Annotated in this window: 10 protein-coding genes; 9 read left to right on the top strand and 1 reads right to left on the bottom strand. The window is 45.2% G+C overall.

Annotation, left to right across the window (positions count from 1 at the left end; translation table 11 throughout):
• Positions 1-115 precede the first annotated feature (115 nt).
• The 9 genes from WC496_07185 (at position 116) to WC496_07225 (ending at position 10,890) form a co-directional block, all read left to right on the top strand.
• Positions 116-649: a hypothetical protein gene (locus tag WC496_07185; GenBank protein MFA5292802.1), complete on the top strand. Its 534-nt coding sequence runs from the start codon at positions 116-118 to the stop codon at positions 647-649.
• Between the two features lie 58 nt (positions 650-707).
• Positions 708-3,983 carry a right-handed parallel beta-helix repeat-containing protein gene (locus WC496_07190; protein ID MFA5292803.1) on the top strand — a complete coding sequence of 1,092 codons (3,276 nt, stop codon included), beginning with the start codon at positions 708-710 and terminating at the stop codon, positions 3,981-3,983.
• A gap of 160 nt (positions 3,984-4,143) precedes the next feature.
• A complete protein-coding gene (locus WC496_07195; protein ID MFA5292804.1) occupies positions 4,144-5,109 on the top strand; it encodes a hypothetical protein in 966 nt (321 codons plus the stop codon).
• 200 nt (positions 5,110-5,309) lie between these two features.
• A complete protein-coding gene (locus tag WC496_07200) occupies positions 5,310-6,164 on the top strand; it encodes a hypothetical protein (protein MFA5292805.1) in 855 nt (284 codons plus the stop codon).
• Between the two features lie 36 nt (positions 6,165-6,200).
• Positions 6,201-6,365 (top strand): hypothetical protein, encoded by a 165-nt coding sequence (locus tag WC496_07205; GenBank protein ID MFA5292806.1) that lies wholly within the window; start codon positions 6,201-6,203, stop codon positions 6,363-6,365.
• Positions 6,366-6,426: 61 nt separating this feature from the next.
• On the top strand, positions 6,427-7,482 hold the full coding sequence (locus WC496_07210; protein ID MFA5292807.1) for a rod shape-determining protein: 1,056 nt from the start codon (positions 6,427-6,429) through the stop codon (positions 7,480-7,482).
• A 68-nt stretch (positions 7,483-7,550) separates the two neighbouring features.
• Positions 7,551-8,354 carry a rod shape-determining protein MreC gene (locus WC496_07215; protein MFA5292808.1) on the top strand — a complete coding sequence of 268 codons (804 nt, stop codon included), beginning with the start codon at positions 7,551-7,553 and terminating at the stop codon, positions 8,352-8,354.
• A gap of 3 nt (positions 8,355-8,357) precedes the next feature.
• Complete coding sequence (gene mreD, locus WC496_07220) at positions 8,358-8,879, top strand: rod shape-determining protein MreD (GenBank protein ID MFA5292809.1); 522 nt, start codon at positions 8,358-8,360, stop codon at positions 8,877-8,879.
• Positions 8,880-8,886: 7 nt separating this feature from the next.
• Positions 8,887-10,890, top strand: a complete 2,004-nt coding sequence (locus WC496_07225; protein ID MFA5292810.1) for a penicillin-binding transpeptidase domain-containing protein — start codon at positions 8,887-8,889, stop codon at positions 10,888-10,890.
• A gap of 58 nt (positions 10,891-10,948) precedes the next feature.
• On the opposite strand, the gene WC496_07230 is transcribed toward WC496_07225, so the two are convergent.
• Positions 10,949-12,640 (bottom strand): penicillin-binding protein 2, encoded by a 1,692-nt coding sequence (locus WC496_07230; GenBank protein MFA5292811.1) that lies wholly within the window; start codon positions 12,638-12,640, stop codon positions 10,949-10,951.
• Positions 12,641-12,647 lie beyond the last annotated feature (7 nt).

Here is a 12,647-nt window from a genome sequence, read left to right on the forward strand (position 1 = left end):
TTTTAATGGTAAATTTGGTATAATGAATTATTGAGTCTGGCTGATGATTAGGCAGGATGCGGAAGTCCAGACGGAGAAGAAAAAATTAGGGAGAAATTTTTTAAGGAGCGAGAAAATGAAGAAGTTATTGGGATCAGTTTTTGCAATTCTGTTTTTATTGTCGCTTCGCGCTAACGCAGGTTACATTGACATCTATGAAGATACAATTATTAGCACCGATCTTGGCGCAATTGTTACGGTACATGGTTCTGCTCAAATTACTGTTTTACCCGGCGGGGACGCATCAGTCTTTTACTTAACAGATACCAGTTCAGCTATTGTATATGGTGGCAGCGCAAGTTACAGGGCAAAAGATTCCAGCGTGCTTAATCTTTATGGTGGCACATTCGGCTCCGTTGGATATGACGGCAGTTTGGCAAAAATTTATGTATATGGCGAAAACTTCCAAATAGATCCCGCAAGTGATGACCATACGACAGTGTTTCTCAAGGGCAATTGGCTAAATGGCCCATCTTTTGACATCTACTTTAGAATGTTGCCGCAGCCATTTGAAAATGCGATCGGAACAAATATATTTCTCATACCTGAACCAATAACGATTTCTCTAATGTTGTTTGGAATTTTAGGCATAAGAAAATTTAGAGGTTAGTCTTACTAATTTATTTTATCAAAATTTAACGGAATGCCCTGCATTCAAAGGAGGAAATATGTTTACCGGAAGAAGTATTATAGGCCTTTCTTTCATTTGCTTGTTCATTTTGTTTGTTAGTTCATCAATTTTATATGCAGAATACGAGCCAATTAGATTATATACAAATAGCTATAAAGCCGAAACCGGCGGCGTTGCGTTCAACTGTTATCCATCAGGTTATTCAGACGGCTGGTGGTGGGGTGAAACTGACAGGCATGAAGGTTACGGATATCATGAGACTTTGTCGGGAGAGTGGGCTACCGCAATTTACTATACCGGTATTCACAACAACGTCAGCAATTGGTTTGAAAAGCATTTTCTATATCCATATTGGGATCCAGACACAAGTTTTGAGGAAGATACAAATTTCTATTACAACCAGGATACACAGCAGTGGCAAAGCTGGCATGTCTGGAATAACAATCGTACAGCGCAATCACGAGTTTATGACCCAAATATTCAGGTGACAATCGATTACAATATAATTGATCTTGGCGAAAACGGCTATGTTTCTATGCCTTTTTACCCAGAAGGCTATTCTGGTTCTGATGTACCTTATGTAACAAGTGAACGATATATTTTAATCCAAACCTACAACATAACCAATACGCATTCGTTGCAAAGTGGCGTCAATATAACTGGACTCAAATTTTACCAAATGCTTGATGGTTTGGTAACTTTATCAGGCGCTAAATCCTCTACGTATTCAAACGCTAATATCCCCGGCTTACTTACGGGCTATGATCCCACCGACCCAACAGTTGTTTTCAAATATGTAATTACACAATGGAATAACTATGAATATCATACTGACTGGATAAGTTTTGCCTGTAGTGTCGAACCGACCTCGTTTGAAAATGGTATATATGACACCGGTTCCGGTGGAGATAGCACGCCAGGCTATGTTACTTATGACATTAGAAATTGTAATCTTAATAACGACCCAAATGTTTATGATACTTATGGCCCTGCTGGAGCCATGGGGTGGGATTTAGGCACTCTTGCGCCTAACCAAACCAAATCAATAACGGTAGCCGCCATGTTTGGTACCGGCCCTATACAATATGCAGAGCCGATACCGCCATTGCCGCCGGGCTGCGAAGATGTAAACCTTTCAATAGATACCACCGACGTTGAAGACTGTGTTGTTCCATCTGTTGACGGCTGGATTGACAGTGTTTTTGATTATAATATCTGTTATCATTTTGGCCCTGCCTGCTCGGCTAATGACATCAACATTGTCAGCACATTGGACGATTATGTGGATTATAACGATTCCTCACCGGAAGGTTATTATGACCCCTGCAACCACACCGTAACGTGGACTCTCGGCGATTTGCAGGATGTAAACGAATCGAATTGTATAACTTTAACCGTTCGTGTGGCTGAAGGTGTCATTCAGGGAAGAAATCTTGAAAATACCGTAAGAATATATCAGGGCAGCAATGTCGTCAAAACCGTAAAAGAATATACAAAAGTCTGTTGTTTGTATGATACTGTTTTTGTTGATAATGATGCTCCGCCGGAGGGCGATGGTAAATCATGGGATACTGCTTACGATAATTTGCAGGATGCCCTTAATGATGTTTGGGCTGGCGATCACGGCTGCGCCGATAAAATCTTCGTAGCTGCCGGGACGTATTATCCGACAAACGATGCTAACCAGACTGATGCGACTTTTACATTGGTAGATGGCGTTGATATTTATGGTCATTTCGAGGGCTGGGAAACCAGTATCGACCAGAGAAATCTCGCAGATATTAACAGCACGACCACTCTCTCCGGTGTTTTGAATCAATACGGCTATCCTGCTCTTAATCATATTGTTACCGCCGCTGATTGTCATATTGACGGCTTTACTGTTACAAAAGGAACGCAAAAAGGAATTTACTGCTATGCCTGTTTGCCAACGATTGTAAATTGTGTTGTCAAATACAACAACAATGGGATATACATAGAAAATAGTCCATATGCAGCGATTATTAATACATTTGTAACTAACAATAATACAGGGATTAATGGCCCAAGCAACTCAAGTATCGATATTAATGAATGTACCATAAGCCTAAACAGCGTTTATGGACTTACGAGCAGTGGCTATACGATGAACGTAACAGACAGTATTTTTGGGGGGAACAGCTTTGGGGCAGGCTTTGTAGCAAGTGGCATTGAAATCAACGGTGGCACTTTAGCCATGCAAAACTGCGATGTCAATGATAATAAAGGACATGGAATTTACCTGACCATGACGAATGCCAGTATTCAAAGATGCAGGATACAACGCAACTCTGACTGCGGATTAAAGAGTGTCTATGCAAATGCCAGTCTCATATCAAATATTATTGCTGACAGCGGTTTAACAGGTGTTTATATTTTTTCAAATTATTCCGGGGATTTCAACCTGATTAACAACCTGATTTATCACAACTCTGAAGGTATATATAGCACTAGTAATACTTCTCCGGGAATTTACAACAATACCATTGTTTCGAATGATGGTAATGGTATTAGCAACAATGGCGATCCAAATATTAACAGCAATATTATATGGGGAAATGCCAATAGTCTTAACGGCACATTTACAAAGGTAAATTACAACTGCATCCAGAATTACACCGGCGGCGGAACAAACAGGAATGATAATCCGCAATTTCGTGACTCTGATGCAAACAATTTCCATTTAACGGCAGATTCAAATTGTATTGATAACGGCAATCCCAATTTTGTTGCCGAACAAGATGAAACCGATATTGACGGTGAAGACAGGATAATAAACGGCAGGGTCGATATTGGCGCGGATGAATATTACAAAAATCCTGCGGATTTCAATAATGATGGTATTGTTGATTGGGCCGACATGGTTCTTTATTCGGATAATTGGCTTGAAGAAGTGGATAGTTCAATGCCTGCTAATTTTGTCGATGACGATGTTATTAACTTTCTGGATTTTGCGGTATTTTCATCTGATTGGCATTGGCGGGAAGGCATGAATTATTGGGCGCATATTGGCGGAAGTGGCGCGTATTTTGAAGATACAAGCGGCCAAATAGAAATGATGATGTCGGAACAATCCGAACCGGAACTTTTATTGATGCCTGCACAAATGCAGGCCGAGGCGATGACAGTGGTACAAGTTGAGCCTCAGGTTGTCGAGATTGAGCAGGTATTCGATGTTAACCAGGTACTTGACTGGCTCGACGAATTATGGAAAAACGATGAGGAATTTATAGAATCGATGAGCGAACAAGAGTATCTTGAATTCAGAAAATCTATTGAGGATTCGGAGAAATAGATATTTAGCAGTAAAATACAAAGATAAAAGGCCGGTTTTGCCCCCGGCCTTTTTTTGATGTGTTTTTTAGCATAAATTTCAACTATCTTTGGGGTATAATCCGTTTTTGTGTCGATATATAAATTAACCGAAAACAGAAAGGTGAAAGCGGAAAACGGCCATGAATAAATTAAATACTATTTTTATTATAAGTCTTTTAATAACAGCAAATTATTGCACTGGGTCGGAGACGGTAAAAAGTCTTGTTCCCGAGGCTGAGGCAATTGTATTGAACAGTTTGAAAAGTTCGGACGCAAGAATCAGGGCCAACGCTGTTGAGGTCATTTCCGAGGGCAAAAAAACAGAAATGATGGAAAATGTCGTTGCTCTTTTGGACGACCCTGCGGTAGCTGTACGTTTTGCCGCTGTTGTCGCTATTGGCGATATGCTGTACGGCCCGGGCGAGGCTAAGCTCAAACCTTTATTGAAGGATCCAGACTTAAATGTAGCTGTCGCCACGGCTTATGCCCTTTATAAAATAGGAGGCGATATAAAGTATCTCAAGCCGATAGAGGATTCGGCCGACTCGCCTGACCAGACAGTAAAGGCCAATGTCGCAATGTTGCTCGGGAAACTGAAAAGCAAACATTCTCTGCCAATACTTCACAAACTCAAAGACGACCTTAATGCCGGAGATGCCGTCGCACTTAACGCGACCGAGGCAATTGCGAGGATTGAGCCGAATGATGAAATTTACAAAAAAATATGGACAATGCTTATAAGTGTTTATGCTGACAAGAGATATATGGGAGTACGCGCGATGGGCGCATTTGGCGGCGTTAAAGGCGCCAACGCCATTATTACGCTTCTCGATGACGAAGTGGCTGAAGTAAGACTGGCAGCCGCTGAGCAGCTTGGAATGATTGGCGATAATAGCGGCCAAATTGTTATTCTCGAGTACTTAAACAATCCTGAACAGGCAGAAAAACCAATAATAGATCGCCGTAATGTCCTTGCCGCACTTGCGATAGGGTCGATCGGCACAGAGCCGCTGATAGCTCATCTGCCTAAATTGCTTAAGAACGAATCGCAACCAGTCCGACTTGCGGCGGCTGAGAGCATTTTTATTCTTGCCACAGGCCATTGAACGGTTTTTAAAACCCGGTAACTGTCTGCCAAATAGGTGCACAGTAAAGGTAAAAATAACTTGACCTTAAGGCAATCAACCCGTAAAATCTGCACGAGTCTTATGATACAATCCGTCAGGTGGCGGATGAATCTTGAAGCTTTCGGGCAGTCTTGTCTAAACGTAATCAGCCTGACAACCAGCAGCGAAAGGAGCAAAATTTGAGTACTCTTACGAAAATTCTAATAGTTTTGTTGTCATTATTATCTGTTTATCTATGCAGCAGCGTCGTAATCTATGTCGGTACCGCTACGAATTACAGAAAAGCTTACGAAGACTTAAGGTCCGAGCTGGCCGCGACACAGGAGAAAAACAAGAGCTTCGAACAGCAGCTCGAAGAGAAAAAACGGCAGATGAATGAGCTTTCCGATAAGCTCGACACAGAGATAGCAAAGCTAAAAGCCGATAAGCTAAAAGCCGAACAGGATATGAAAGACGCCAAACGTTCGGAAAGCGAACTTAACGAGAAAGTCAAGACCCTTGCGGCGGCGGCATTGAAATTCGAGGGGACAGTCGGCGGAATGGAAGAATCCCTGAAAAAAACGCGTGAAGAGCTTGACGCGGCACGGTCGGACGGAATCAAGCTAAGCAAAAATCTCAACGAAATAACGGCGAGCCTCGAAGAAAAGATGGTTCAACTCGAATCGTTAAACGCGGAAAAGAAGAGACTGCTCGAGGAAAAGACAAAACTGGAAAATCAGCTCGCAGGCAAAATGCCGATGGGAGAAAACGCCGGGCCGATAACCACTGTACCAGACTCTGCAAGCCAGGCAATTGAGACCTCCCCCGGCGCCACTATCGAGGGCAAGGTTACGGCAATCGAAGGAAGTCTCGTAACGCTTTCGATAGGAACTGCTGACGGCGTGGAAAATGGCATGGTATTTCACGTTACACGAAACGATACCTTTATCTGCGATATAAAAATAACAGAAGTAGACGCAGAAGTATCCGCCGGAACGCTGCAATTAATACAGCAGCAGCCGCAGGTCAACGATATCGCTTCTACGGCATGGTAAAAAAATAAGTCATTATTCGATATAACAGGAACAGAAATGAGCGACATACAGACAACAGGCAAAGTAAAGCCCGCAAGCAACCTTTACACAGCCTTACTGGCTTTGGCGTGCGGCGTTGTCGCCGCGGCTGCCGGTTATATTACATATAGATGCTGGCTCGATTACGAAACTATCTTGAAGATTGTAGAAGTTTTTCGTTAACGGACAACGGAAACAGGACCCCAAACCGGGGTTGCTGTATTTTTTTTGAAAGGATTTTAGCGTGTTTCTTGACCCGATACTTGGCTGGTTCAGCATGGATATGGGTATCGACCTGGGAACCTGCAATACTCTGGTCTGTGTCCGTAACGAAGGTATAGTACTTAATGAGCCAAGCGTAGTGGCTGTCCGCAAAGGTACAAATATCGTTTTGAACAACGGGGAAGCTGTAGGTCTTGTCGCCCGAGAAATGCTCGGCAAAACGCCTGGCAGTATTTCCGCAATTCGTCCCCTCAAAGACGGCGTGATAAGCGATTTTGAAATAACCGAAGCAATGCTAAGCTATTTTATCCGCAAGGTTCACGGCCGCAGCGGATGGTTAATAAAGCCCCGTGTAGTCATCGCAGTGCCGAGCGGCATAACAGCGGTTGAAAGACGAGCAGTAATAGACAGCGCCGAAAGAGCTGGCGCCAGAAGAGTTTTCCTTGTCGATGAACCAATGGCCGCCGGTATCGGAGCAGGGCTGCCAATTACCGAGCCGACAGCGTCAATGATTATCGACATAGGCGGCGGTACAACGGAAGTGGCAATAATGAGCCTTGCCGATATAAGTTCGTGCGAATCGGTGCGAATCGGCGGCGACGATATGGACGAGGCAATAATCATTCATCTCAAACGAACATATAATCTTCTCATTGGCGAACCGCGAGCAGAGCAGGTAAAAATTCAGCTCGGTTCGGCGGCACCGCTGGCAGAAGAACTTACAATGGAAATCGCCGGCAGAGATACGATATCCGGCCTGCCCCGCAAGATTGTCATAACGAGCGAGGAAATCCGCGAGGCACTGAAGGAACCAATCGCCGGCATTATAGAAGCGGTAACGAAAACGCTGGAAAAGGCCGAGCCTGAACTGGCGGCGGACCTAATCGAAAACGGAATGCATCTTTGCGGCGGCGGTTCACTGCTTCGGGAAATGGATAAAGTTCTCGCTAACGCAACAGGTCTGAAAGTGATACGCGTCGAAGAGCCTCTTACCTGCGTGGCAAGAGGAACCAGCGTTTATCTCGAGAACCTGGAAATATGGAAAGATACGATGGACCACAGCGGCGGATGGGAGTAACCGTTGAACGGTTGCCGTATCGTAAGAAGTCATTTCGGGTTACGTTTTATACCACGACAGAAGATTAAATGGCACGCAAACAATTCAAACCATCAAAATTGACATTATTCATCGGTCTTATTCTGCTCGGATGCATATTTCTGCTTCTGCCTCAAAGCGCAACATCACGGGTAAATTTCGCATTCATAGATATTTTCGGTTATTTTCTGAATATGGGCTCACCGGCGGCATATAAACATCTGCCGAAAAGTTCATCGCCTGATTTCGTATCAAGACACGAATACAACAGACTATGGGTAGCCTACTCTAATATGCAGACAGCGCTTTATGAACAGAAAAGACAGATGGAAGAACTCGGCAAAGTCCGATTGACCGAACCTGACCCATCGACCGGTCTTGTACTGGCAAAAATCGTCAGCAGAAAAGAACACGAGTTCATCATAGACCGCGGTTCCAACGACGGTCTCAAGGTCGGCCAGTATGTCCTCGGCGATAACGCGGTAATCGGTCTGGTCGAACAGGTTTCCACCGAGATTTCAAGCATTCGACTGATTACAAGCTCTGCGTGTAAACTGCCAATCAAGATTTCTGCGCCTGAAATCAACACATATTTCAACGGCACAATGCAGGGCGATGATAAAAAATGCGCGATGATATTGAATATTCCCCAGAAATATGAAGTCAACGCCGGTTTTAATGTTTACGCCGCAGAGAAGACTGGATTCCTGCGGTCGATGCGCATCATCGGACGAATATCGAAATGCGCCGCGGGCGAGAAAAATCCCGTCGTCTGGGATATTACCGTAGAACCGGCGTACAATCTTAACAACATAACCGACGTAGCAGTAATCGTATTGAAGGTGCCGGAGTAAGAAATGAAATGGTTTAGATTCGCACTTATAGTTGTACTCGCCGCGGTGATCCAGGCAAGTGCGTTTCTGAACACAATTTCGCTTACAGACCTGCATATAAAACCTGATATACTTTTGATACTGCTGGTTTATTTCGCGATAAGCTGCGACCGTTACGATGTGATTATCTGTTCTTTCTCGCTGGGTTTGGCCGCGGATGTTACAGGCGCATTAATCGGTCCGCATTTTATCAGTTTCGGAATTATCGGCACGGCACTGGCTCATATCAAAAAGGTAATCCTCGTGAAAAAGACCAGCCAGCAGGCGATTACTATTTTTGCCACTGGGATTTTAACATATCTGATTGCGGCGATACTGACCAAACTAAAAGTTTCAACAGCGGATACAGGCGGTTTATTCGAAGTCTTCGCCTCTTCGATTTATTCGGCCATTTTCTGGTTTCTCATTAAATGGCCCGTTACAACAACAGGCAAATGGCTCGGCATAGGCGTTCATCGCTTCGGTATAAGCACGGAAGAACGATAGCGGGAAAATGTCCAATAAGCGGTTAAAAATACTTGCGTTTCTTTGCGTTGTGTTTGCGGCGGTATGCATCTTACGGCTGGCCTACATTCAACTCAACTCGCATTCGGCATGGCAAAACCAGCTCGAGAAAATCAGAACAGGCAAAAGCACTCCGCTGGTCGCCCTTCGCGGTAAAATTCTCGACAGAAACGACAATGTACTGGCGACCGACGAGGCGTGTTTTACGCTTTGCATAGATTATCGTTTCGCGAGACTTGCCGATGAGCGGTTCTGGACTGTGCAGTCGCTTAAATGTTCGGACGATTCCGAGAGACAAAAAATAAAGGAAAAATATCAGCAGGACTATAACGGGCTAAACGAAACAATCTATAAATGCGCCGAGTTTAAAAACTGCGAGCCTTTGCAGATAAGCGAACAGATAAACCGGCAGATTAATGATCCAATCTGGCAATTGCGGATTTACCTGGCGGGAAAACGAAAATATCCGAATCAGGAATTCGAAACAGCGGAGCCGGACGCCAACGAAAGACTGCTTTTGGCATCGGCAGTCGATATAGCTGAAATGCATCAGCCGCAGCCGCTGATGATGCTCGCCAACGACGATGAAGTTCTCGCGGCCCAGCTTAAATTCATAGATACCCCCGGGATTCAGGTCGCGGCGGGGACTATGCGAATTTATCCGTATAAAAATTCCGCCTGTCAGCTTATCGGATGGGTCAAACCGTGGAACTCGGCCGATGAGGACCCGAATAATTATTCACCGGGCGATTTAATCGGCTTTAACGGTATGGAATGGTTTTGCGAGCCGTACCTCAAAGGCAAATCAGGCAGAATAGTTTATGATATCGACAACCAGATTGTCAGCAGAACGGAAAGGCAATTCGGCAACAACGTAAAATTAACCATAGACATCGAGCTTCAGCAAAAGCTGGAGAACCTGTTGGATAATCCCGATTTGAACCCGGATGGCAGAGCGATAGGTGTTGTTGTCGTGGATGTAAATTCGACAGATATTCTCGCGATGGCATCGATACCTGATTTCGACCTTAACAACGTAAGGAGCAACTATTCCAAACTGCGCGCCGATAAAAATCAGCCCCTGCTCAACCGCGTTTTAAGTGAAGTTTATCCGCCCGGCTCGTCGGCAAAACCGATAATCCTCGCCGCCGGGATGGCGGAAAAGAAAATAACGGCCAATGAAATTATATCCTGCCCTTCTGTCGCGCCGCCGCCGGGATGGCCGAATTGCTGGATTTTCAAAAGCTCCGGCTCCGGACATGACGAGCAGTGGGCTGACGAAGGCGGCAATAAAGCGCGCAACGCGCTAAAGGGAAGCTGTAACATTTATTTTTCACATCTTGCCGTCCGTATCGCACCGGAGGTATTACAGCAATGGCTTTATGAATTCGGATTCGGCAGAGATGCGTTGGAAATAAGAGACCCGGCTATAATTGATTCGTTCAGGAACTTCCCAGGCAGAACATTTCCGCAATCGGCGGGAATTATATCCAGCTCAAGACCGAAGACAGAGAGCCTTCCGCCGATTGACTCTGCGGAGAGAAGATTTTTCGGCATCGGCCAGGGCAGTTTTCGCGCTACGCCGCTGCAGGTGGTAAACGCGTTCGCGGCAATCGCGAGAGGCGGATTTTTCAAAAAATCCAGAATCATCGCGACAGAACCTGCCGACGCAGGATACAGCCTTAATTTAAGCAGCGAGATTATCGCTGTAATTTATGATGGTATGCACGCGGTTGTTAACGAATCCGGCGGAACGGCTGTAAGACAATTTGCTGAAGCCGGATTCGAATCGAAAGGCATAAAAGTATTCGGTAAAACCGGCTCAACAGAAAGACCATATCACGCGTGGTTCGCAGGTTTCGCAAAAGATAATCATGGAAAAACAATCGCATTTGCGGTAGTTGTCGAAGGCGGTCAGGCCGGCTCAAGCGACGCGGGGCCAATTGCCAGAGATATCATCAGTCTTTGTATAGAAACAGGACATCTTAAATAATTGAAAATTGAAGATTTAAGATTGAAGATTTCTCGCAATAATATTTTCAGAAATGCCCTTAAATTTTCAGATATGTAAGGGTTTTTTCGAGGATTTCTTTGGCGACAGGTACGGCAACCGCCCCGCCGGTATAGCCTTTGCCAAGACTTCTGTTCGGTTTGCGAATCGAAACGAGAACAACTATCGCCGGCTCTTTGGCGGGCGAACCGCCGATAAATGAAGAAACGTAATTTTCCTCATCGTAGCCGCCTTTGTTGCGAGCGGCGATATTTGCTGTGCCTGTTTTGCCCCAGACCTGCCGGTTCTCAATGGCGGCTTTTTTAGCGGTGCCTTCTTTCACTACCTCCACAAGCGCTTCTTCGATAATCCATCTTGCGGTTTTTTCGCTTACAACGAAACTGGCGGTCTGAAGCGGTTCCTGCATTTTTATTTTATTTCCCTGTCCGTTTACAATTGCTTTTACCAGATGAGGCTTTATCGGCCTGCCGTGATTAGCGAGGACGCAATACGAACAGACCATCTGCATCGAAGTGGTGGAAAATTCATGTCCGAAAGGTACGCGGGCAATACTGTAGCCTGTCCAGAATTTAAGAGGCCAGACAACGCCGCTGTCCTCGCCGGGCAGGTCGATGCCTGTTTTTCGACTAAAGCCGAAAAGCTTAAGACCTTCGTGAAGTTTGGCTGCGCCCATTTTCTGACCGATTTTCGCCATTCCGATATTACTCGAATGAGCGAGAATTCCGCTGATTGTAAGATTTCCATAACCGTTGCGATATTCGCCGATTGTTCCGAACCCTTTGCCGCTGTAGCTGCCGTTTTCGCAGAAGATTGTATCGCCGGAATTAATCGAACCTGTTTCAATCGCCCAGGCGGCGATGACCGGCTTGATAATACTGCCGGGCTCAAATGGGTCAGAAAGAATATGATTGCCAAGACTTTTTTCATCGGCGCCTTTCAGTGTCGATGGGTCAAAATCCGGCAGCGAAACCATAGCCAGTATGGCTCCGCTGCACGGGTCTATTACTAATGCTACACCGCTGTCGGCCTGAAATTCGTCTACCTGTTTTTTAAGAGATGAATATGTAATTTCCTGAATAGCCGAATCCAGCGTCAGGACAACATCGCAGCCGTCCTGCGCAAAGCCGCCGAAACTTTTCAGTTTTACAGGTCTTCTGGCGGCATCGGAAAAAAACGTGCTGCTGCCGAATGTGCCTTTGAGGATTTTGTCGTATTGAAGCTCAAGACCGGCCAGTCCCCGACCGTCAGTACCGACAAAGCCGACAGCGTGCACTGCTTCACCGCCAAGCGGGTAGTATCTTTTCCAACGGCTTTCAATGCCGATGCCCTGCAAAGACTGTATCTGTTTTCGCTGTTCATTTGTAAGTTTAATATCCGAAATTATCGGGGCATAGCCTTCGTTCCTGGTTGTCAGAATAGCTTTGCTGATTTCGATTGGACCTGCTGAACCGATTATATCCGCCAGTGCCTGTGAGGTTTGTTTGATATCGACAATCGCACGCGGTTCGGCGAAAACGGTATCGGAAACATAGCTGGCGGCAAGAATCCTGCCGCGGCAATCGAGTATCGCTCCCCGTTTGGGCTGTTCTGTAAAATTCGAACGCTGAGCTTTGAATGAAACCTGCTGAAAATAATTGTTTTTATAATACTGAAGATAAAAACATCGAACCGCGACGCCGATGAAACCGGCGCCAATCAGCAAAAGCAGGATTAAAGCTATTTTTTTGCGCATATAATAT

The organism is Phycisphaerae bacterium, assembly GCA_041652575.1.
Lineage (GTDB): Bacteria > Planctomycetota > Phycisphaerae > Sedimentisphaerales > UBA12454 > UBA12454.

What these genes read in the sequence shown, in the direction of transcription:
- WC496_07185 (MFA5292802.1), top strand. Translation starts at nt 116, where the DNA reads ATGAAGAAGTTATTGGGATCAGTTTTTGCAATTCTGTTTTTATTGTCG.
- WC496_07190 (MFA5292803.1), top strand. Translation starts at nt 708, where the DNA reads ATGTTTACCGGAAGAAGTATTATAGGCCTTTCTTTCATTTGCTTGTTC.
- WC496_07195 (MFA5292804.1), top strand. Translation starts at nt 4,144, where the DNA reads ATGAATAAATTAAATACTATTTTTATTATAAGTCTTTTAATAACAGCA.
- WC496_07205 (MFA5292806.1), top strand. Translation starts at nt 6,201, where the DNA reads ATGAGCGACATACAGACAACAGGCAAAGTAAAGCCCGCAAGCAACCTT.
- WC496_07215 (MFA5292808.1), top strand. Translation starts at nt 7,551, where the DNA reads ATGGCACGCAAACAATTCAAACCATCAAAATTGACATTATTCATCGGT.
- mreD (MFA5292809.1), top strand. Translation starts at nt 8,358, where the DNA reads ATGAAATGGTTTAGATTCGCACTTATAGTTGTACTCGCCGCGGTGATC.
- WC496_07225 (MFA5292810.1), top strand. Translation starts at nt 8,887, where the DNA reads ATGTCCAATAAGCGGTTAAAAATACTTGCGTTTCTTTGCGTTGTGTTT.
- WC496_07230 (MFA5292811.1), bottom strand. Translation starts at nt 12,640, where the DNA reads ATGCGCAAAAAAATAGCTTTAATCCTGCTTTTGCTGATTGGCGCCGGT.